We start from the raw sequence: 20,243 nt of genomic DNA, 5'->3' as shown, positions 1-20,243 counted from the left end.
ATGGTAAAGGGAATTCGTTTAAAGGCTGGTGGCCGCTATGAGTGTCAAACGGATCAGATTAAAGGTTTACGATATGACTTGTTCGTCCTGCGAAAAACGGGTAGAAAGAACCGTGAAAAAGCTTGAGGGGGTAAAAAATGTTCAAGCAAGTTTCAGTGGTCAATTTGCTGATATTGAATTTGACGAAGACCAATGTACTTTAGGCCTGCTGAAAGGCGCAATCCGACAGGCCGGATACAGTACGGAGGGTTCAAAGGGCTATAAGTTTATCGGCATTTTTATCATTGTTGCTGCTATTGTCCTCCTTGGCATCAATACCGGCAGCTTTAATATGGAGGAAAAACTTAACTCCGCCTCGTATGCCGTTTTGTTTGTCGTTGGGTTAATCACCTCGCTCCACTGTGTAGGAATGTGTGGTGGCATTATGCTGTCCCAGACGATTGGTAAAGAAAAAAATAATAGATGGGATGCCGTAAAGCCATCGCTTCTTTATAACCTAGGGAGAGTGACTGCTTACACCATCATTGGCGGAGTTATTGGAGCAATCGGGTCAGTGTTTGCCCTTTCGTTGGCAGCCAAAGCCGGACTTCAGATATTTGCAGGGGTATTTATGATGATTATGGGATTTAATATGGCTGGATTCCGCCTCTTTAGAAAGCTGCATTTCAAATTGCCTGCTATCACTTGTAAGCCGGTGAAAATGCCAAGAACGCCCTTTCTGGTTGGGTTTCTTAATGGCTTAATGCCCTGCGGACCATTGCAGACGATGCAAATCTATGCGCTTGGTACGGGTAGTGCCTTAACCGGGGCATTGTCAATGTTTATGTTTTCCATTGGTACGGTCCCGCTGATGCTGAGTTTTGGAGCTCTCTCGGGTCTGTTAAGCAACGGGTATACAAAGAAAATCCTTAAATTCAGTGGAATTCTAATTATTGTGCTCGGGCTGATTATGAGCAGGAGGGGGCTGGCACTTGCCGGTGTGCAAACTGGTCCGCTGGACATCATGGCAAGCGTTGGCGGAACCAACTCAAATACGTCGGCGAATTCAACTGATGCGATTAAAGCAACCATCAAAGATGGCGTGCAGGTTCTAAATATGACGGCGGACGTATACGGTTACACCCCAAGAGTTTTATATGTAAAAAAAGGGATGCCTGTCAAGTGGGTGGTTGATGTCAAGCAGCTTACCGGATGCAATAATACGATCGTGGTTCCTGATATGAATGTACAGCAAAAGCTGCAAAACGGTAAAAACGTTATTGAATTTACACCGGGAATTGAAGATATCCCATTTAGCTGCTGGATGGGAATGAAGCGGGGCATGATTAAGGTGGTCGATGATCTTGGGGAAATTTCTGCTTCGAGCAGCAATGCGGACGGAATCGATGCCTCGACTAAGTCAACAGCTGAAAGCTCTTCGCAGACAAAAGCAAGCATATATGGAAATGATATTAGCAAGGTTCCAACTGAGCGTCTGGTAAGAAAGGCTGAGGTTTATAATAATCAACAATCCTTAGCTGTCAAAGGAATTGGCTACGAGTTTGAACCTTTAGTTATGGTGGTTAATAGAGGAATTAAGACGAAGCTGACTATCGATTTATCACAATTAGATCAAGCTGCCGGGAGCTTTTTAATCCTGAATACAAAAACAAAGCAAATTGCGGCTGAATTTACCGGTAAGGAGGCGATTGCCGAAGTTGATTTCACACTGGACCGCACTGGAACTTATGGAATTTATCTTAATGAGGAGGAATTACTAGGGATTATTGAAGCTGTTGATGATGTAACGGCTGTTGACTTAGAGGTAGTGAGAAAACAGTTTCTTAAATAATATAGAGTATTTGATAGGAGAGAGAAATTATGAACATGACACATTATATGGGATTGCTTGCTGATAATCAGCCCTGGAATTTAATTATCTTTATGGCCATTCCAGTCATATGTGCGGAAACAATCGCTGTTACTGAACTGGGTATCTTATTTACCCGTAAGCTCGATGGTTCCTTAAAGAGAGTAAATAAGGCAGTCAGCATTTTTGCCGGGATTTATTTCACTGGAATATTTTTATATCTCCTAATGAATGCGTATATCCCGCTGACGGCTAACGGCGAATGGAAAGGATGGATTGACGTAACCGCCGTTACCTTCTACCTTCTGGGGGTTGTGCCGTTATTAGGCATGGCGCTTCTTGACCTGGGGATTTTCTTTAAAAATAAAACTGCTGTTGAAAAACTAAAAACACATGCCTTTTTTGTAGGGATGTTCTTAGTAGTTGCGCATGTGGCAATGATTTTTGGAATGGTTGACCCATCCATTGGTACAAGCACAGGCGGCCACATGATGAACATGTAGATACCCATCGTCGGACATTCCTTACGGAGACTCCGGCGATTTATATTTTTTCTTTGAATCTATTATTTATACTTTATCAAGCTTAAAAACTTCACCAAATAGTAAGAATTAGCGCCTGATGGCTGTCTTTCTATTTGTTAAAATAAATTTGTGATATCAAGCTGGAAGGGGTGACAACTTTTGAAAAGAATACCTTCACTTTTTGTTCTTTGTTTTGCTATTGTCCTTATAGCAGCTGGGTGCGGATCCAATGTCAGTGATAAAAAATGGGCCCTTGATAAAAAGCACGAACCGTTGCCTGATTATGTGTTAAATTCATCTGATCAAATTAAAGAAACCTATATTATGGCAGCTACATACCCGAAGGTACTGGCGCAGGTCCCATGCTATTGCGGCTGTTTTGCGCAGGATGGCCATGAGAGTAACCTCGATTGCTTCGTTGACCAATTTGGGTCGGGTAATGCAGTAAAAGAATGGGATTCGATGGGAATATCGTGAGACGTCTGTATAGATATCGCCCGGGAGGCGGTAGAGATGCATCTTGACGGTAAAAGCCCTAAGAAGATTTATGACCTAATTACTACGAAGTATGAAGATTTTGGGGAACCGACTCCTACACCTGAACCAAAATAAGGAGCAGCCCATGAAGAAAATTTTAATCGGAACCTATATTTTAATTACAATTGGCATTGTCTTTTGCATTGCCAATAGCGGCATTTTCAGCAGTGAAAATTCCAAGGCCATTGCGGCAGGTGAAAAAGTGTATGCAAAAAACTGTCTTGCCTGTCATGGCGAAACAGGAAAAGGTGAAGGAGCAAAGGACGGGACAGCGATCAATAATCAACATTTTTTAAGTTCCGTTTCTGATCAAGACCTTTACAATTATGTGAAATATGGGCGGGAAGGGACAAGCATGCCTTCCTATGAAACTCGTTTGTCCGACAAGGATTTGAAGAATCTAGTAACGTTTATGAGAGAATGGCAGACTGAGGAACTGGACTTAAAAGCATCGGCATCTATATTAGGAGACCCTGAACGAGGCAAGGAACAATATAAGCTTTATTGTCTCTCCTGTCACGGGGAAAATGGAGCAGGAAAAATCAAAATGGGAACAGTCCTTTCCAGTCCCCAATACTTGAAATATACAAATGACAAACAAATTTGGATTGGGACAGCTTATGGGCGTGAAGAAACCCGGATGGGACCATCATTGAAAGGCCAAGAAGGCGCCCGACAACTCACCGAACAGGATATTTCTGACATAACCGCCTATATCCGTTCGCTAGAAAAGAAATGACGTAAAAACAGCTTTGAATCTTTTAAAGGATTTAGGGCTGTTTTTTTTTTTATGTAAAAAATATCCCATTTTTACAAATGTGAACAATTTATGGTTATTTTTTGACGAAAAGGTAACGATTGTTGCTGGTTAACAAAATGTTCAATAGTCCATCAACAACAGGCAACCGAGAAAGATTATATTTATTTCAAAGAGGACTATAGTGAAAAAGTCACGGTTTTAACCAGCTTTTGATTCAAGGAGGATGACTATGCGAAAAAAGAAATGGATGGCATTATTCGTTATTTTAGCATTTATGACAAGCCTGATCGTACCAAAGGCAAGCGCAGAGACAGTTTTTCAGCCGGAAAAGTTTCCATATAAGAGTATGCAGATTCAAGTCATGCCAGAGTTTGACTATCCGGAGGATTGGCCGTCGAGGGATATTCCTTCCTTGCTGGTAGGTATGTACGGAACGATTACCAATAAAAGCGGGCAAGATTATGATGGGAAAATAGAAATTCCTGTTCCTGCAAAGGATAAAGGGTTTGAGGCCTTCCTGGTAGCCGAATTTCCAGAAAAAGATAAGCCTGAGGTTCAGCGGCCGTATGATGTTGACAAAGACAAGGGAGTGGTTGTCTGGAAACCGGGAAAAACCATTAAAAATAACGAAACCTATCAATTCGTAATTGAATACTATACGCAGTCTATTGATGTGAAGGACCAAAAAAGTTTTACATACGAATTTACAAACAGAGCTGAAACAGAACAGCTTGGTGTTGTGTTTTACGCGCCGATGAATGCCAAGGATATTCAAGCTGAGCCAAAGGCGCAGGAGAATTCAAAAAACGAATATGGAGAAGAACTTTATTTCTATCAATATAAAAATGTAAAATCCGGTGAAAATTTAAAATATTCCTTTGCTTACAAGAAAACGGGAACAGAATCAACGATGGAAGCGATGAGCAAGGTTAAACCACCAAATGATGAAAACCATTCTGGCGTGAACGGCAGCGCGACTGATCAAGTTTTAGATGGCAATGGCACTGGCACTAAGGACACTGCAAAACGTCCTATTATTGGCATCGGTGGAGCGTCCATTATCGGAATTGCACTGATTATTGCCGGTGCATTCGTCTACCTAGGAATGAAGGCAAATGCGGCAAGTACGGCCAAAAGACAGAAACAAACAAAACCTCAAGTTATGAAACAGTCTTCGAGCAAAAAAGAAATTAAGACGATGAATGTTGAAGCCAAAAAGGAACTTAGGAAAAAGCTGTTAACAGGCAAGATTGACCAAGAAACGTACGATGAAGAAATGAAAAAATTAATTTAATGAGGTGAAAAGAATGAAGAAAAATACGTTAGTTCTCCTCGGTGGTTTTATCATTGCTGGTGCAATTGTTTTTCTCTTAATGGCTGCCACTCCAGGTTCGAGCGGAATTGAATTAACCTTAAAAGACCTCTTGGCCACCCAAGATGAGCATAAAGATGATTTTGTGACCGTTGAAGGACTATTAATCGAAGACTCTATTAAATGGAATCCTGACAAAATAGAGTTGAAATTTGATGTGAAAGACAACGAAGGACATATCATGCATGTCATCCATAATGGGCCAAAGCCTGATAATTTCTCTGAAGGGGTAATCACCATTCTTCAAGGCTCGCCGACCAAAAAAGATACTTTCGCTGCTGAAACAGTGAAAACAAGATGCCCTTCCAAATATGAAGGAAAAGACATGAAGAACTACGATCCGGAAACCCATAAGGACAAGTTGAATCAGCCACCGAAAGAAAAATAACAGGTAAACATAAGAAGGTGACGAAATGTATCTATTTGCTAATGCAGCCATTTATATTGGATTTGCGGTTGCAATCTATTCACTCTTGGTTATAACACTTGGAATCAGTACGAAAAATCAAAAGCTCATAAATAGTGGAAAAGGCGGAACTATTGCATTGCTGGTTTGTACGTCACTGGCCATGCTGTCGATGTTCTATCTATTAGCTACTTCCCAATTCCAATTTGAATACGTAAAAGACTATACAAGCAGCGAACTGCCGATTATTTATAAACTGACTGCCCTTTGGGCAGGTAATGCCGGCTCCTTGTTACTTTGGACATTCTTCTTAACTTTATATACCGTCATGATTGTGTTTTCAAGGAAGTTGAAAGGGAACCCAATGGTTCCATACATTTCAGCCATCCTAATGGCCAATGCGGTTTTCTTCTTCTTTATCTTGGGATTTGTCGCAAAGCCATTTGTATTGCTTGATAAGGTTCCGCTTGAAGGAAAAGGATTAAACCCAATGCTGCAAAATCCAGGGATGATTATCCACCCCGTTACACTTTACCTTGGTTATGTAGGTCTTGCCATCCCGTTTGCTTTTGCAATGGCGGCCTTGATCATGAAAAACGTTGATGATTTCTGGATTAAAATGACTAGACGCTGGACCATTATCGCGTGGTTATTCTTGAGTCTCGGAAATATTTTTGGAGGCCAATGGGCATATGTAGAATTAGGCTGGGGCGGCTACTGGGCCTGGGACCCGGTTGAGAATGCTTCGTTTATGCCTTGGTTGACAGCCACTGCCTTTCTGCATTCAGTGATGATTCAAGAGCGGAAGAACATGCTTAAGATCTGGAATATCTGCTTAATTATCGTTTCCTATGCCCTGACACTATTCGGCACTTTCCTGGTTCGAAGCGGAGTATTGACATCAGTGCATGCCTTTGCGAATTCCAATTTGGGATTATATTTCTTAATCTTTATGGCTATTGCTGTCATTGGCGCATTGTATGTGCTAATGAGCCGCTATAATCTGCTAAAACGCAGTGCAGGAGAGTTTCAATCCTTTGTCTCAAAGGAAAGCAGCTTTTTAGTTAATAACTTACTTCTTGTTGGTGCAGCCTTTGCTGTTTTCTGGGGAACAATTTTCCCGCTCGTTTCAGAAGCAGTCCGCGGCACAAAGGTAACGGTCGGCTTGCCATTCTTCAATAAAGTAGAAGCGCCGATTCTATTGTCCATGATGTTTGTGATGGCAGTTTGTCCGCTCTTGGCTTGGCAGCGTTCAAGCGTGAAAAATCTTCGAAAGAACTTTTTGATTCCCGCCATCCTTGCTGTTATCGCTATGGTTTTAATGGTGGTGCTGGGTATTCAGAAAGCGTGGGCCGTCATTGGCTACGGAGTTATTACTCTATTATTTATCACTCACTTTTTAGAGTTTTATAGAGGGGTGATGGCGAGAAGAAAGATGACGAAGGAAAAACCGTTAACCGCCCTTTACCGCCTGATGATTCGAAATCGTCGCCGTTACGGGGGATATATTGTCCACCTTGGAATTGCCTTCATAACCATGGGGATTATTGGTTCACAAAACTATGATGTTGAAACAATGAAAACTGTACCATTAGGCGGTTCGCTTGAGATTAATAATTACCGGCTAAATTACGAGCGGCTTGATCAGAAACGAGAAGGTATAAACGATATTGTTTACGCTGATGTAACGGTATTTAAAAATGGAAAAAGATTAGGTACTTTCCAGCCCGAAAAGGTTTTCTATGGAAACTGGGAGCAGCCTTCTTCTGAAGTGGCGATTATCTCCTCAATGAAGGAAGACTTATATATTGTTTTAAGTGCCTGGGAGGATGATGGGAAGGCCACATTTGTGGTAAAGGTTAATCCGATGATGAACTGGTTATGGATGGGCTCATTTATGATTGTCATAGGTGCACTTTTCGCCGTTTGGAACGGAAAATATGGAAATGTTACTCCGAGATACACCGGGGTACGCAAAGAGGTGGCATAGCGTGAGAAATAAAATTTATCTGGGGCTCCTTCTTATTGCGTTTATCTTCCAAGGTTCAATCCTTCATGCAGAAGCAAAAGAAGAATTTGACTATAAATCACCAGAATTTAAAGTCGTTGCACAGCAGTTTGCCTGTACATGCGGATGCGGGCAGGACCATTATGAATGTGATCCCAATACATGCCAGCTGACAAAGGATTTTAAAGCTGACCTTGTCGGTATGATGAATAAAGGCTGGGATAAGGACAAGATTCGGCAATATTACGTGAATATTTACGGCGAAGAAATTTTAACCGCACCTGAGAAAAACGGATTTAGCTTAACTGCTTGGGTATTGCCATTTGTGGCATTAGGTACCGCTGGTGGTGGATTGTTCTTTGTTATTCGTAAATGGGTCAAACGAAAAGGAACGGAAGAACCAGTGATGGAAAATCAGACGACTGAGGAAGAAGTGGAAGGCGAAATACTCTCTTCCATAATAGATGAAGAACGCAAAAAGTATCTATAGGATGTGAACAAAATGCACGATATCTCCATCATTTCGATGATTTTTTCCGCTGCCTTGGCGTTGACCTGCTTGTTTCTAATATTGTCACCGTTATTTAAGTGGGATACGTACTTACATCTCGATTCAAAAAATCAAGACTTGGCTACAACAAAGGAAGCCTTATTGACAACGTTAAACGAAATAGAGTTTGAGTACAAGATGGATAAGATTTCTCCCGCCGATTATAAACATTTAAAAAAACAATATGAAACAGAAATAGCAACCATCATGAAGGAAGAAGAAATGATCAGCGGCACAACAGATAAAGATTTAATGGCTGAAGTGGAAAAAGAAATTGAAGAACAAATGAAAAGCTACAAAAACAAAAGGAGGGATGAAAAGTGATTCGAAAAATCACCATTCTCCTCCTGGGTCTGATGCTGTTTATTCCTGTTAAGGGGTTGGCAGCATCCGCCCCCAATATATTGATTGATATGCATTACCTGGTTGTCAGTCCGGCCGAAGACGGTTCAACAAATCTGATGAATATGGTCGATTACACAAATAAATCGGCAGAAGAGTATAAAGGCGATGGCCAGAATGAAGCGGTATTAACCGTAACGCTGCCGGAAGGGGCCAAGGATTTAAATTTTCTTGATAACAAAATTGCTTTTAAACAGGTGGATAAAGGATTTATTACAACTACATCGATTCCAGGCAATCAAACCATGGTACTGCCCTATAGCTTTCGGATGCCAAAGGGAAAAGAAATTAATCTAATCTCTGATTACCCGGTTCAGATGCTGCAAATTCTCGTACCAGAGGGCAGAGGAAGCATCGAGATAACAGGGGCACAATCAACCAATCAGGGTCTATTTAAATTTGATGATCAAAATTATTGGGGATACAGTATTGAAAATTTAAAAGCGGGTCAGTCCTTTAAGCTGGGTTATAACAAGGATGTCCAGCCTAAAGCTGATAGCGCCACGCAAACACAGGCAGCGGGGGGAACTGCTAAAAATACATCTGTTACTCACACGGCACCGGCTTTCCATAATCCTGGCCACCTCAGGATGTGGGCGCAATCACCATTGCACCGTTTTAATCCGCATATTTTTCTGATTATTTTAGGGGCAATCGTTATTGCAGGAATATCCTATTATGCCTACTTTAGAAGAAAAGCGAGATTTGAAAGTGAGCGACTTGGTGCTGATAAGGAGGAAAAGGCTTTTAAGCTGTTAATGTCAAAGCAGAAAGCGATCCTGGATAAGATTATTGAATTGGAAGAAACCTTCGGTGATGGAAAGCTGACTGAAGAGGAATATCACGCTAAGCTAGATGCTTACAAACAGCATTTGGTTCAGGTGAAATTAAATTTACGCAATTTTGTAGAATAGCAGCTGGAGTGGGAGGGATGCGCAAATGATAGAAATTAAAAAACTGACGAAGCAGGCTGACAACAAGCTGATTTTACGTGGTGTTGACCTCTCTATCCATAAAGGGGAAACTGTCGGGATTCTTGGTCCAAACGGGGCAGGAAAAAGCACGCTTCTAAAGGTGCTGGCCTCATTGATTAAACCGACATCAGGAATGATCAAGATCAATGGTTTGGACTTGAAGAAAGATTCGCTTGAAATAAAAAAAATATTAGGCTATCTGCCTCATTCCAGCTTGCTTTACGACCATTACTCCCCATTAGAAAACCTCGTCTTCTTCGGGAATATATATGGGGTTAAAAATGTAGAACAAAAAGCGGCCGAGCTTGTTAAAGAAGTGGGCTTATCCTTCTTTTTAAATGAACCGGTCAAAAACTTTTCACGCGGCATGATCCAACGAATTGCAATTGCCAGAGCGATTATTCATGAACCTGAAGTATTGCTCCTGGATGAGCCGCATACCGGGCTGGACCAAGGTGCTATTGCCATTTTGAACAACGTGATTCTCTCTATGAAAGAGAAAGGAACGACAACCTTGATGGTCACTCATGATTTCAAGCAGGCAGCCGAAATCTGCGACCGCATTGTTATTGTCAAAAACGGCAAAATTGTCGATGACTTCAGAATTGAAAATTCAAGCTTGGGATATGTTTCACAAAAATATGAGCTGCAGGTGGAGGGTGTATCATGAATCTATTTCGCACAGCCTTCTTGCTTGCCCAAAAAGATTTATATTCAGAGTTAAAAACAAAACAAATTTTGGTCACGCAAATTATCTTTGCTGGACTCGTCATCGTTGTGTTCAGTTTTGCCTTTGATCCGGCCAATAACACGACAAAGGCTGTAATCCCCGGGATTATTTGGGTCATTATTGTGTTTTCAGGTATTTTAGGCCTTAACCGGTCGTTCATTTCGGAGCAGCGAAATGATACCATGCAGGGGCTGCTTGTTGCACCGATGGAGGCCGCCAGTATTTACTTAGGCAAGTTCTTGGCAAACTTTGCAATGATATTAGTTGTTGAAATTGTTTCTGTTCCGTTTTTATTCTTATTATTTGATTTTAAATTTCTTGGCAGTTTTCCGTATTTTCTATTGGTGATTTTTTTAGGAAGCTTTGGCTTTATTGCCATTGGGACTTTTTTGGCAGCTCTTGCGGCGAATTCCAAAAGCAGTGAAATGCTGCTGCCGCTGTTGCTATTTCCAATTACCACCCCTATTTTAATCGGTGTGGTTCAGGCAACTAAAATTATTTTAACGAACATGGATCAGTTTTCGAGCGCTTTGGCGTGGATTCAGCTGGTTACAGCGTATGATGTGATTTTCTTTGTAGTTTGTTTCTTATTAATTGATTATGTGCTGGAGGTTTAAGTGATGAGTATGAATCTCGAACGGGAAAAAGCGGTCCTGCCCCCTTCGCAAATGACAGACACGAAACGTGTTAGCATAGGAAAAGTATTGTTTGGCGCAACCATCATATCGATGCTTACGGCACTATATTTTATCTTTATTTTTGCAAATGAAGAAAAAACAATGAGGGCTGCGCAAAAAATTTTCTATTACCATGTAAGCTCAGCGTGGCTTGCCTTCTTGGCGTTTTTTGTAACATTCTTTTTCAGCATTTTATTTTTAATAAAGCGGAAAAGGATTTATGACACGTACGCCTATGTTTCCGCAGAAATTGGTGTCGTTTTTACGATTATCGTTCTGACAACAGGTCCAATCTGGGCAAGATCGGCTTGGAATACCTGGTGGGTGTGGGAACCGCGCCTTATTACAACGCTCATTCTATTCTTTATTTACATTGCCTATATCATGATTCGGCAAATGGATGGGGTTTGGGATAAGAAAGCAAGACTCGCCGCAGTCTTCGGAATTATTGGCTTTGCCGACGTACCGATTGTCTTCTTTGCAATCCGCTGGTGGCAGACAAAGTTCCACCCAATTGTTTTTGGTGATGGCCCTTCCCAAAAAGGCGGCGGAATTGAGGATACAATGCTTGTCGCCTTGTTGGTCACGATTACAGCTTTTACTATTCTTTATTCCTATCTACTTCATAAGGGTGTTTCTTTTGAAAAAATGAAAATAACAGTGGAACAATATAAGGAAAGATTAAGAGAATCATTAGATAAATAGGAGGAACCGACCATGAATTATGAATATATGTTAGGTGCTTATTCTGTTGCTTGGGTTGTGATTTTTGCGTATATGTTTATTATAGGAAAACGGCATGACAAGTTGAAAAAAGAAATTGAGTTCTTAAAACAGCTAGATAAATAAATGGAACCGCGCCGATTGGCGAGTCCGATAGGACGGTTCATGAGGCTTAGTTGAATTTATGCGTTAGGAAGGTATAAATTTGTGAATATTTATACTTTCCTATTAGCTAAGGAAGGAATAAGGCTGGGAGACAGCCCGTCAGGAGGAAGTGCGAATGAACCAGCGGGTTATTAAACCACTTGTGTTGATTCTTATTATCGCGATGTTCGGATTTTTTGGTTATAGCCTTGTCACAAAAGGCAAACATACCGATGTTGGCGATAAAGCCTTTAATTTTGAACTGCCTAATTATGATGGCGGAACGACAAAGCTTACAGATTATAAGGGTAAAGTCGTGATTCTAAACTACTTTGCAAGCTGGTGCAAGCCTTGTAAGGATGAGTTCCCAGAATTAGCAGCCTATCAAAAGGATTATGGCGGCAAATATCCATTGCTTATGATAAACCGTGGCGAAACCATTGACCGAATTAAAAAGGTAACAAATGACAATAAAGAAGGAATGGTTTATTTATTCGACTATAATGCCAAGGTTTCCAAGCAATATAACGTAACAGGCCAGCCTGAGACTTTTGTCATTGATAAGCAAGGAATTATAAGAGAACACTACAATGGTCCGGTTACCGAAATGCAAATATATAACTGGATCAAGAAATACGATAAATGATGCACGGGGACGGTTCTTCTGCTTATGAGCAGAAGAACCGTCCCCGTTTTTCGTCTCTATTAAATAGATGTAAAAAAATAGAGTGAAAGCAATTTTTAGAAGATTTGTCAGTCATAATGTGTCCAAGCAGGCATACATTTTAATTAATGAGAAGGGTAAATCAAGGAGGAAGCTTTCGTGGAAACCTTACTTAATTTTTTACCAAGAAAAATCGCCGACCTGATCAATCAAATCCCTCCTGTGCAAAAAAAAGAAATCGAAGAAATTCGGATTCGTATTAATCGGCCCATCGAATTAACGATGAGGGGAGCGCCAACCTTTCTATCGTATATTATTCAGCCTGAAGATGCCGTTCAGTTAATGAATAAAATTAGCCATTTTTCCATTTATACCTTGGAAGAGGAGCTTAAGCGCGGATATATCACTGTTTCAGGCGGCCATCGAATTGGTCTTGCTGGAAAAGTCATTCTGGAGAATGAAAGAGTAAAGGCGATAAGGGATATATCTTCGTTTAACATTCGAATTGCGAAAGAAAAGCTCGGCAGTGCCGAACCTATTATTCCCTACATCTGCAATGGAAACTGGATGAACACGATGATTATCGGGCCGCCGCAAACAGGAAAAACAACACTGCTGCGGGATGTTGCGAGGATTATCTCAACAGGTTACCGGAACATTCCTGCCTCCAAAGTAGGTATTGTCGATGAGCGGAGTGAAATAGCGGGATGTGTAAATGGAATCCCGCAATTAACCTTCGGGTATCGTGTGGATGTTCTCGATGCATGCCCTAAAGCGGAAGGAATGATGATGATGATCCGCTCGATGAGTCCGGAAGTTCTGGTCGTAGATGAAATTGGCCGTAAAGAAGATGCTGAAGCGATCCAAGAAGCCGTCCATGCCGGCATCAAGCTGTTCATGACGACTCATGGGACGAGCCTGGAAGAAATCAGCAAAAGGCCTTCGTTAAAGGAAATACTCAGCCAAGGAATCTTTGATCGATTGATAATCCTTAGCCGTAAGGCTGGTCCGGGGACGATAACGGAAATTTTGGATGGAAGCGGACAAAAATTGAACCAAAAAGCGAGCGTGACATAGATGGTTAAGCTGATTGGTGCCATTTTTATCGTTGTTGCCACTACCTTCACAGGCTTTGAGGCCGCAAGAAACCTAAGTGAGCGGCCGAAGCAGCTGAGAGCCTTGAAATTTGCCCTGCAATCCCTTGAGGCTGAAATCATGTATGGGCATACGCCTCTTCATGAAGCCGCAAGACGGCTGGCAGCCCAGATGGCTAAGCCTCTGTCCACTTTTTTTGAAAGCTTTGCAGGGAAGCTGACCAATTCGGAGACAACTGTAAAAGAGGCTTGGGAATCGAGCCTAAAGGAAATATGGAAATCGACTGCTTTAAAACAGGGCGAATATGAAATTATGAGGCAATTTGGCGAAACCCTTGGCCGACATGACCGCTTTTCCCAGCAGAAACACATCATGCTGACCCTAACACATCTCGAAAGAGAAGAAGCAGAGGCTGTCCAAGCACAAGCGAAGTACGAAAAAATGGTCAAGAGTCTTGGATTCTTATCAGGATTATTGTTGATAATTTTATTATTTTAGGGGGAAAAGTAATGGGTTTAGAAGTGGATATTATTTTCAAAATAGCAGGTGTCGGCATTGTGGTCGCCTTTTTGCATACAGTTCTTGATCAAGTTGGGAAAAAGGAATATGCGCAATGGGTAACCTTGTTTGGCTTTATTTATATTTTATTTCAAGTGGCATCCATTGTAGATGATCTGTTCCAAAAAATAAAATCGGTCTTTTTGTTCCAATAGAAAGGGGGGCTTTGCCATTGAAATTATTAAAATAGTTGGAATTGCCCTCGTCGCTACCTTCCTTGCCTTAATTATTAAAGAACAAAAACCGAACATCGCCTTCCTATTAATTGTCTTTGTCGGATGCTCGATTTTTCTTTTTCTGGTGGACAAGATCTATGAAATTATTCATATGCTTGAAAGACTGGCCGTAAATGCAAAGGTGAATCTCGTCTATGTAGAGACAATTCTTAAAATCATCGGGATTGCCTATATCGCCGAATTTGCGGTTCAGATAACGAAAGATGCAGGCCAGGGGGCGGTCGCCTCGAAAATCGAATTAGCCGGAAAAGTGATTATTCTCGCCATGGCCATACCAATACTTACAGTTTTAATCGAAACCATTATCAAACTAATTCCGAATTAATCGTTTTCGGGAAGAGGTGTTAGTAAAAGATGAAGCAGTGGCTGCAGATTATTCCAATTATCATTCTATTAGTCTTTTTTTGCTATAGTCCAAGTGTCCAAGCCGCACAGGGGTCAGAGCCCACTCAAGCCAATACCAACCCTCTTTCGCCGCAGGAGCTGGTCGATTCACAGCTAGAAAGCCTGGATTTAACGGAGCTTAAACAATTTTGGGAGGATATTAGCAATAAATACGGCGGTTTTCTTCCGGAGAGCCAAAAGGGAAGCCTGTATGACTTTATCAAAGGCGAGAAAGAGTTTTCGCTCAAGCAGTGGGGGCTTGGATTTTTAAAATTCCTTTTCCATGAGTTCCTGGCCAACGGCAAATTGCTCGGCTCATTAATTATGCTTTCGATATTCAGCATGTTTCTGCAATCGATGCAAAACGCCTTTGAAAAAAGCAATATTAGTAAAGTTGCCTATTCGATTGTATATATGGTGCTTGTAATTATCGCATTAAATAGCTTTCATATCGCCATTTCCTATACGAACGAAGCGATTGGAACAATGATATCCTTTGTGCTCGCCTTGATTCCATTGCTGCTTGCTTTGATGGCTGCATCCGGCGGACTGGTGTCGGCAGCGTTTTTTCACCCCGTTATCTTGTTTTTGATGAATATGAGTGGATTATTAATGCAATACGTAATCCTGCCGCTTTTGTTCCTGGCAGCTTTACTAAGCATTGTCAGCACGATGTCTGATCAATATAAGGTCACTCAATTGGCCGCGCTGTTAAGAAACTGGAGCATCGGTTTAATGGGGCTGTTTTTCACCGTATTTCTAGGGGTAATTTCCGTCCAGGGAGCATCTACAGCGGTAACAGATGGAATTACGATACGGACTGCTAAATTTATTACCGGAAATTTCATCCCGGTTATTGGCAGGATGTTTACCGATGCGACTGATACGGTTGTCAGTGCCTCAGTACTTTTAAAAAATTCAGTCGGGATTGCCGGAGTGGCCATTTTGCTGATTATAGTTGCCTTCCCGGCATTTAAAATTTTGATGATTTCATTTATTTATAAATTTGCTGCAGCCATCCTTCAGCCGTTAGGTGGAGGGCCCATTATCACTTGCCTTGATATTATCAGCAAAAGTGTCATCTATGTTTTCGCCGCACTAGGGATTGTCTCATTGATGTTTTTTCTAAGTATTACAGTCATAATCGCAGCCGGAAACTTGACGATGATGATGCGATAGGGGGTGGGGGAGCAAAATGGAATTTTTAAAAGAGTGGGTTACAAATATCATTCTATTTATCCTGCTGGCCACGGTGATTGATATGCTGCTGCCAAATTCAAGCATGCAGAAATATACGAAGATGGTGACGGGCCTTTTGTTAATTGCCATTATTCTAACTCCTCTCTTCAAGATTATTTCAAAGGATTTTGAGGGAGCTATTGCAGCTATTCCTTCTTATCAGGCTCCTGGAGAAAAAAATATGAAAAATTTAATAGATTCGAAGAAAAAAGAAATACAAGCCTCTCAGCATGCATATATTTTAAAAGAAATGGCTGTCCAGCTAAAAAAGGGTGTAGAGGGGGAGTTAATGGAGCAGTATGGATTGGAAATCGCACAAATTGATGTAGAAACAAATGCAGAAAGTGACCGAGCATTCCCTGAAAACCTCCAAAAGGTAATGGTTCTTCTGAAACAGCCAGAAACAGGCGGAAAGACAGTCGAAGCAGTTAAACCAGTAGTAATCAACACAGAAGCACCTCTTCCATCTAAAAAACGGGCAGAAGAAACAGAAAAAATTGCCGCATTTCTCTCTAAAAAATGGAACGTAACAGAAGAAACAGTTGATGTTTCGATTGAAGGGGGGATCCAGAAGAAGAATGGGTAATAATCAAGGGCCAATTTCATGGCTGAAAAAACTGCTTAGAATAGATGAGCAGGATGAAAAATCGGGTAAAAAGCCGGGGAAATTCCAGTATATGCTTCTTGTTCTATGTATTGGAGCAAGCCTAATGCTTGTTGGAAATATCGTGTTAAAAAATGAAACTGGCTCCAAGGCCATACCGGCAGCCACAACCGGAAAGACGGGTGGTGGTGAGGATGTCGCCGCTTTTGGATTGAATAAAAGCTCTGGCAATAAAACCATTGCTGAATATGAAGAAAAATACGAGGACCAATTAAAGAAAGCACTCCAGGAAATGCTGGGTGTCGATGATGTTACCGTGGTTGTTAATATTGATTCCTCAGACAAGAAGATATTCGAAAAGAATAGGTCAAATAAATCGCAAACAACCGAGGAATCCGACCAGCAGGGCGGCCAGCGAAAGGTTCAAGATAATACCGTTGATGAACAGCTGGTGATTATCCGCAATGGCGAAAAAGAAGTGCCGGTTGTCGTGGAAACCAAGAAGCCGGAAATACGCGGCGTCTTAGTAGTAGCGAAAGGTGCTGATAATATTCAAGTGAAAAAATGGATTGTTGAATCTGTTACGCGGGTTTTAGGAGTTTCGAGCCATCGTGTAGCGGTTATGCCTAAAAAATAAAAGGGGGATTTTAAGAATGTTATTGAAAAAGCAAACAGTTTGGTTGTTAACAATGTTGAGTCTAGTCGTGGTATTGTCGGTTTATTACATCACATCTCCAGAGCAAAAGAGCACAGACCTTGCCTCTGTGGAGAAAAATGTAAAGAACCAAGTGGCAAATAAAGATACTAAAACGAAAACCGAAGCAAAGGATGGAAAAACAGTCGTTTCTACAGTTGCTGGTGATGCGGAATTTGAAGAGCTTCGCTTAAAGCTTGATGAACTGCGTGGCGAACAGAAGGAAGAATTAACAGCTACTATGGCTTCGACTGATCTTCCTGCAGAAGAGCGGATGAAAGCAAAGGATCAAATGCAACAGCTGAATGACATTGCCCAAAAGGAAGAACTTTTAGAAACAATGATTAAAACAATGGGCTATGAGGATGCATTGGTAAGAGCCGATGGTGAAAAGGTAAGAGTAACAGTTAAATCCAAGAAAAAGCCAACTGCTTCTGCTGCAAATAAAATAATATTAGAAGTGAAAAAGGAGATCGGTGAAAGCAATTTTGTAGCCGTTACTTTCCAGCCATCTAAATAAAAAGGGAGTTTAGGAAAGCGCTTTTGCGCTTTCCTGTTTTTGTGTTTTATAATTAAGATGATTGAACTCACATTAAGTATTAAGGTATAGTATTAGTAGCAAGTAATAATTTTAATTTGAACAAGAGGGTGTTATTCAATGTTAAAGGTTCAAGAAATTCGCGAATTGATTAAACTTGTTGACCAATCCAGTATTGAAGAATTTGTATATGAAAACGAAGGCTCTAAAATTCAAATGAAAAAGAATAATGGTGTAACTGTTGTTCAGCCTGCTGCACAACCGGCAGCTGTTGCAGCTCCTGTGGCCGTTCAAGCAGCCCCAGTGCCGGCCCCGGCCCCGCAGGCACCTGTTCAAGCAGTTAAACAGGAAGCACCAAAGGCTGCATCTGTTGAAACAGAGGATACGAATTTACATAAAATTACTTCACCAATGGTAGGAACATTCTATGCTTCCCCAAGTCCAGATGCGGAGGCTTATGTAAAAGCGGGTTCAAAAATAACGAAGGATTCCATCGTTTGTATTGTGGAAGCAATGAAGCTATTTAATGAAATTGAGGCAGAAGTAACCGGAGAAATTGTCGAAGTGCTAGTTAAAGATGGCCAATTAGTCGAGTACGGACAGCCGTTATTTTTAGTAAAGCCAGAATAAGGAGCGTAACGGAATGATAAAAAAACTGTTAATTGCAAACAGAGGAGAAATTGCAGTTCGGATAATCCGCGCCTGCCGCGAAATGGGGATTGAATCGGTTGCGGTATTTTCTGAAGCGGACCGTGAAGCATTGCATGTCCAGCTGGCTGATGAAGCTTACTGTATTGGACCAACGTCATCAAAAGACAGTTACTTAAATGTTACCAATATTATAAGTGTCGCAAAATTAACAGGCTGTGATGCGATTCATCCTGGTTATGGATTTTTGGCAGAAAATGCCGACTTTGCCGAGCTTTGTCGTGAATGTAATATTACCTTTGTAGGCCCAAGTCCTGAAGCGATTACAAAAATGGGAACCAAGGACATCGCAAGGGAAACCATGCGGGAAGCAGGGGTTCCAATTGTTCCTGGATCGAAGGGGATTATTAATGATATTGACGAAGCACTTGAGCTTGTCAAAAAAATCGAGTATCCGGTGATTATTAAAGCAACTGCCGGCGGTGGCGGTAAAGGAATCCGCGTAGCCAGAAACGAGCAGGAATTAATCAAAGGCATCAATATCACACAGCAGGAAGCGGCGACAGCCTTCGGAAATCCAGGCGTTTATATCGAAAAGTTCATTGAAGATTTCCGCCATGTCGAAATTCAGGTCCTTGGTGATAATTATGGGAATACCATTCATTTAGGTGAAAGGGATTGCTCGATTCAGCGCAGACTTCAAAAGCTTCTTGAGGAGACTCCTTCTCCTGCTCTTGATGGAGAGATTCGTGCAGAAATGGGAGATGCTGCTGTAAAAGCTGCAAAAGCGGTTGATTATTCAGGTGCTGGAACGGTAGAATTTATATATGACTACCGCAATCGGAAGTTTTATTTCATGGAGATGAACACAAGGATTCAGGTAGAGCATCCTGTAACTGAAATGGTCACTGGAATTGACCTTATTAAAGAAATGATTCACGTGGCAAATGGTGAAAAACTATCGTTAACCCAAGCGGATGTGACCTTCAATGGCTGGGCGATTGAGTGCCGTATCAATGCCGAAAATCCGGAGAAGAATTTTCTTCCTTCAGCTGGAAAAATTAATATGTACTTACCGCCTGGCGGGTTGGGAGTTCGGATTGATTCAGCTGCCTATCCGGGATACACCATTCCACCTTACTACGATTCCATGATTGCAAAGGTAATTGCATACGGCAGCACTAGGGAGGAAGCAATCGCAAGAATGAAACGTGCCTTAAGCGAATTTGTTGTGGAAGGAATTCACACAACCATTCCATTTCATTTAAAGCTTCTTGAGCACGAGAAATTCGTCGAAGGCCAGTTTAATACGAAATTCCTGGAGCTGTATGATGTGATGAAGTCAGTATAAATCTGGAGGGATCGCACGATGAGCGAATTTAGCATTTTGGAAATGGAACATGAGAACAATGGCCTGGGGAAAATTGAAATTGCTCCTGAAGTGATTGAAGTGATTGCTGGTATTGCCGCTTCTGAGGTTGAAGGTGTAGCCGGAATGCGCGGAAACTTTGCAACAGGTGTGGTGGAGCGTCTAGGCAAGAAAAATCACGGAAAAGGCGTAAAGGTAGAACTGACAGAGACAGGAATCAAAATTGATGTATACTGTTTAATGAAATTTGGAATTTCCATTCCTTCAGTGGCAGGGAAAATTCAAGAAAATATCCGCCAAGCACTACTTAACATGACCGCACTCGAAGCGGAAGAGGTAAACATCCACGTAGTCGGTGTCCAATTCGAAACCCAGAAAGTAGAACCAATTGTGGATGAAGAAGTATAAAAAGCAAAAACCAAAGGATTCGCTCCTTTGGTTTTTTGTTTTCTGGGCTAATAAGAAAGAATAAAATTTTCCCAAATTTTATTCTTTCTTAACGCATAAGTGCAACTACGCCTCTGTCTTCGCCCTTACAGGCTCGCCAATCAGCGAGTT

The 20,243-nt window shown here is 41.4% G+C and carries 26 protein-coding genes; all 26 read left to right on the top strand.

Features of this window, described 5'->3' with window-relative positions; translation table 11 throughout:
- Positions 1–37 precede the first annotated feature (37 nt).
- The 26 genes from QNN06_RS23485 (at position 38) to QNN06_RS23360 (ending at position 20,093) form a co-directional block, all read left to right on the top strand.
- Positions 38–1,831: an urease accessory protein UreH domain-containing protein gene (locus tag QNN06_RS23485; protein WP_213120212.1), complete on the top strand. Its 1,794-nt coding sequence runs from the start codon at positions 38–40 to the stop codon at positions 1,829–1,831.
- 29 nt (positions 1,832–1,860) lie between these two features.
- Positions 1,861–2,352: a DUF6803 family protein gene (locus tag QNN06_RS23480; RefSeq protein WP_213120213.1), complete on the top strand. Its 492-nt coding sequence runs from the start codon at positions 1,861–1,863 to the stop codon at positions 2,350–2,352.
- 180 nt (positions 2,353–2,532) lie between these two features.
- Positions 2,533–2,985, top strand: a complete 453-nt coding sequence (locus QNN06_RS31275) for a PCYCGC motif-containing (lipo)protein (RefSeq protein WP_338088289.1) — start codon at positions 2,533–2,535, stop codon at positions 2,983–2,985.
- Positions 2,986–2,995: 10 nt separating this feature from the next.
- On the top strand, positions 2,996–3,649 hold the full coding sequence (locus QNN06_RS23470; protein WP_213120216.1) for a c-type cytochrome: 654 nt from the start codon (positions 2,996–2,998) through the stop codon (positions 3,647–3,649).
- A 250-nt stretch (positions 3,650–3,899) separates the two neighbouring features.
- Positions 3,900–4,964 carry a hypothetical protein gene (locus QNN06_RS23465; RefSeq protein WP_213120217.1) on the top strand — a complete coding sequence of 355 codons (1,065 nt, stop codon included), beginning with the start codon at positions 3,900–3,902 and terminating at the stop codon, positions 4,962–4,964.
- 13 nt (positions 4,965–4,977) lie between these two features.
- Positions 4,978–5,430 (top strand): cytochrome c maturation protein CcmE, encoded by a 453-nt coding sequence (locus QNN06_RS23460; RefSeq protein ID WP_213120218.1) that lies wholly within the window; start codon positions 4,978–4,980, stop codon positions 5,428–5,430.
- A gap of 25 nt (positions 5,431–5,455) precedes the next feature.
- On the top strand, positions 5,456–7,438 hold the full coding sequence (locus QNN06_RS23455) for a heme lyase CcmF/NrfE family subunit (protein WP_213120219.1): 1,983 nt from the start codon (positions 5,456–5,458) through the stop codon (positions 7,436–7,438).
- 1 nt (position 7,439) lies between these two features.
- A complete protein-coding gene (locus QNN06_RS23450; RefSeq protein ID WP_284036024.1) occupies positions 7,440–7,946 on the top strand; it encodes a cytochrome c-type biogenesis protein in 507 nt (168 codons plus the stop codon).
- Between the two features lie 12 nt (positions 7,947–7,958).
- A complete protein-coding gene (locus tag QNN06_RS23445) occupies positions 7,959–8,330 on the top strand; it encodes a hypothetical protein (RefSeq protein ID WP_213120221.1) in 372 nt (123 codons plus the stop codon).
- Positions 8,327–9,322, top strand: a complete 996-nt coding sequence (locus tag QNN06_RS23440) for a hypothetical protein (protein ID WP_213120222.1) — start codon at positions 8,327–8,329, stop codon at positions 9,320–9,322. The genes QNN06_RS23445 and QNN06_RS23440 overlap by 4 nt, the downstream gene beginning before the upstream one ends.
- A 25-nt stretch (positions 9,323–9,347) precedes the next feature.
- Positions 9,348–10,052 (top strand): ABC transporter ATP-binding protein, encoded by a 705-nt coding sequence (locus QNN06_RS23435; protein ID WP_213120223.1) that lies wholly within the window; start codon positions 9,348–9,350, stop codon positions 10,050–10,052.
- Positions 10,049–10,729 carry a heme exporter protein CcmB gene (locus QNN06_RS23430; RefSeq protein WP_213120224.1) on the top strand — a complete coding sequence of 227 codons (681 nt, stop codon included), beginning with the start codon at positions 10,049–10,051 and terminating at the stop codon, positions 10,727–10,729. The genes QNN06_RS23435 and QNN06_RS23430 overlap by 4 nt, the downstream gene beginning before the upstream one ends.
- Before the next feature lie 3 nt (positions 10,730–10,732).
- The gene (locus QNN06_RS23425) at positions 10,733–11,494 is read left to right on the top strand and encodes a cytochrome c biogenesis protein (RefSeq protein WP_213120225.1); all 762 of its coding nucleotides are present in this window, start codon (positions 10,733–10,735) and stop codon (positions 11,492–11,494) included.
- Between the two features lie 12 nt (positions 11,495–11,506).
- Positions 11,507–11,638, top strand: coding sequence for a CcmD family protein (locus QNN06_RS23420; protein ID WP_213120226.1), 132 nt, complete (start codon positions 11,507–11,509; stop codon positions 11,636–11,638).
- 154 nt (positions 11,639–11,792) lie between these two features.
- Positions 11,793–12,302, top strand: a complete 510-nt coding sequence (locus tag QNN06_RS23415) for a TlpA family protein disulfide reductase (protein WP_213120227.1) — start codon at positions 11,793–11,795, stop codon at positions 12,300–12,302.
- Positions 12,303–12,479: 177 nt separating this feature from the next.
- On the top strand, positions 12,480–13,397 hold the full coding sequence (gene spoIIIAA / locus QNN06_RS23410) for a stage III sporulation protein AA (RefSeq protein ID WP_213120228.1): 918 nt from the start codon (positions 12,480–12,482) through the stop codon (positions 13,395–13,397).
- The gene (gene spoIIIAB, locus QNN06_RS23405) at positions 13,398–13,913 is read left to right on the top strand and encodes a stage III sporulation protein SpoIIIAB (protein WP_213120229.1); all 516 of its coding nucleotides are present in this window, start codon (positions 13,398–13,400) and stop codon (positions 13,911–13,913) included.
- Between the two features lie 11 nt (positions 13,914–13,924).
- On the top strand, positions 13,925–14,128 hold the full coding sequence (gene spoIIIAC / locus QNN06_RS23400; RefSeq protein WP_007084610.1) for a stage III sporulation protein AC: 204 nt from the start codon (positions 13,925–13,927) through the stop codon (positions 14,126–14,128).
- Between the two features lie 25 nt (positions 14,129–14,153).
- On the top strand, positions 14,154–14,534 hold the full coding sequence (spoIIIAD, locus tag QNN06_RS23395) for a stage III sporulation protein AD (RefSeq protein WP_284037974.1): 381 nt from the start codon (positions 14,154–14,156) through the stop codon (positions 14,532–14,534).
- A 29-nt stretch (positions 14,535–14,563) separates the two neighbouring features.
- Complete coding sequence (gene spoIIIAE / locus QNN06_RS23390) at positions 14,564–15,772, top strand: stage III sporulation protein AE (RefSeq protein WP_213120230.1); 1,209 nt, start codon at positions 14,564–14,566, stop codon at positions 15,770–15,772.
- A 16-nt stretch (positions 15,773–15,788) separates the two neighbouring features.
- Complete coding sequence (spoIIIAF, locus tag QNN06_RS23385) at positions 15,789–16,418, top strand: stage III sporulation protein AF (RefSeq protein WP_213120231.1); 630 nt, start codon at positions 15,789–15,791, stop codon at positions 16,416–16,418.
- Positions 16,411–17,073 (top strand): stage III sporulation protein AG, encoded by a 663-nt coding sequence (gene spoIIIAG / locus QNN06_RS23380; RefSeq protein ID WP_213120232.1) that lies wholly within the window; start codon positions 16,411–16,413, stop codon positions 17,071–17,073. Before spoIIIAF ends, spoIIIAG begins: the two co-directional genes overlap by 8 nt.
- Positions 17,074–17,089: 16 nt before the next feature.
- Positions 17,090–17,650 (top strand): SpoIIIAH-like family protein, encoded by a 561-nt coding sequence (locus QNN06_RS23375; RefSeq protein ID WP_213120233.1) that lies wholly within the window; start codon positions 17,090–17,092, stop codon positions 17,648–17,650.
- Between the two features lie 138 nt (positions 17,651–17,788).
- Complete coding sequence (gene accB, locus QNN06_RS23370; RefSeq protein ID WP_213120234.1) at positions 17,789–18,298, top strand: acetyl-CoA carboxylase biotin carboxyl carrier protein; 510 nt, start codon at positions 17,789–17,791, stop codon at positions 18,296–18,298.
- A 13-nt stretch (positions 18,299–18,311) separates the two neighbouring features.
- Positions 18,312–19,667, top strand: coding sequence for an acetyl-CoA carboxylase biotin carboxylase subunit (gene accC / locus QNN06_RS23365; protein WP_213120235.1), 1,356 nt, complete (start codon positions 18,312–18,314; stop codon positions 19,665–19,667).
- 18 nt (positions 19,668–19,685) lie between these two features.
- Positions 19,686–20,093 (top strand): Asp23/Gls24 family envelope stress response protein, encoded by a 408-nt coding sequence (locus QNN06_RS23360; RefSeq protein ID WP_213120236.1) that lies wholly within the window; start codon positions 19,686–19,688, stop codon positions 20,091–20,093.
- Positions 20,094–20,243 lie beyond the last annotated feature (150 nt).

The organism is Neobacillus sp. 114 (assembly GCF_030127045.1).
Taxonomy (GTDB): domain Bacteria; phylum Bacillota; class Bacilli; order Bacillales; family Cytobacillaceae; genus Neobacillus; species Neobacillus rhizophilus.
The sequence above is the reverse complement of the archived record's forward strand: the minus strand, read 5'-3'. Positions and strand labels throughout refer to the sequence as shown.

Excerpts from the sequence above, each read along its gene's own strand:
- QNN06_RS23485 (WP_213120212.1), top strand. The coding sequence starts at position 38 with ATGAGTGTCAAACGGATCAGATTAAAGGTTTACGATATGACTTGTTCG.
- QNN06_RS23480 (WP_213120213.1), top strand. The coding sequence starts at position 1,861 with ATGAACATGACACATTATATGGGATTGCTTGCTGATAATCAGCCCTGG.
- QNN06_RS23470 (WP_213120216.1), top strand. The coding sequence starts at position 2,996 with ATGAAGAAAATTTTAATCGGAACCTATATTTTAATTACAATTGGCATT.
- QNN06_RS23465 (WP_213120217.1), top strand. The coding sequence starts at position 3,900 with ATGCGAAAAAAGAAATGGATGGCATTATTCGTTATTTTAGCATTTATG.
- QNN06_RS23460 (WP_213120218.1), top strand. The coding sequence starts at position 4,978 with ATGAAGAAAAATACGTTAGTTCTCCTCGGTGGTTTTATCATTGCTGGT.
- QNN06_RS23455 (WP_213120219.1), top strand. The coding sequence starts at position 5,456 with ATGTATCTATTTGCTAATGCAGCCATTTATATTGGATTTGCGGTTGCA.
- QNN06_RS23445 (WP_213120221.1), top strand. The coding sequence starts at position 7,959 with ATGCACGATATCTCCATCATTTCGATGATTTTTTCCGCTGCCTTGGCG.
- QNN06_RS23435 (WP_213120223.1), top strand. The coding sequence starts at position 9,348 with ATGATAGAAATTAAAAAACTGACGAAGCAGGCTGACAACAAGCTGATT.
- QNN06_RS23430 (WP_213120224.1), top strand. The coding sequence starts at position 10,049 with ATGAATCTATTTCGCACAGCCTTCTTGCTTGCCCAAAAAGATTTATAT.
- QNN06_RS23425 (WP_213120225.1), top strand. The coding sequence starts at position 10,733 with ATGAGTATGAATCTCGAACGGGAAAAAGCGGTCCTGCCCCCTTCGCAA.
- QNN06_RS23420 (WP_213120226.1), top strand. The coding sequence starts at position 11,507 with ATGAATTATGAATATATGTTAGGTGCTTATTCTGTTGCTTGGGTTGTG.
- QNN06_RS23415 (WP_213120227.1), top strand. The coding sequence starts at position 11,793 with ATGAACCAGCGGGTTATTAAACCACTTGTGTTGATTCTTATTATCGCG.
- spoIIIAB (WP_213120229.1), top strand. The coding sequence starts at position 13,398 with ATGGTTAAGCTGATTGGTGCCATTTTTATCGTTGTTGCCACTACCTTC.
- spoIIIAC (WP_007084610.1), top strand. The coding sequence starts at position 13,925 with ATGGGTTTAGAAGTGGATATTATTTTCAAAATAGCAGGTGTCGGCATT.
- spoIIIAE (WP_213120230.1), top strand. The coding sequence starts at position 14,564 with ATGAAGCAGTGGCTGCAGATTATTCCAATTATCATTCTATTAGTCTTT.
- spoIIIAF (WP_213120231.1), top strand. The coding sequence starts at position 15,789 with ATGGAATTTTTAAAAGAGTGGGTTACAAATATCATTCTATTTATCCTG.
- spoIIIAG (WP_213120232.1), top strand. The coding sequence starts at position 16,411 with ATGGGTAATAATCAAGGGCCAATTTCATGGCTGAAAAAACTGCTTAGA.
- QNN06_RS23375 (WP_213120233.1), top strand. The coding sequence starts at position 17,090 with ATGTTATTGAAAAAGCAAACAGTTTGGTTGTTAACAATGTTGAGTCTA.
- accB (WP_213120234.1), top strand. The coding sequence starts at position 17,789 with ATGTTAAAGGTTCAAGAAATTCGCGAATTGATTAAACTTGTTGACCAA.
- accC (WP_213120235.1), top strand. The coding sequence starts at position 18,312 with ATGATAAAAAAACTGTTAATTGCAAACAGAGGAGAAATTGCAGTTCGG.
- QNN06_RS23360 (WP_213120236.1), top strand. The coding sequence starts at position 19,686 with ATGAGCGAATTTAGCATTTTGGAAATGGAACATGAGAACAATGGCCTG.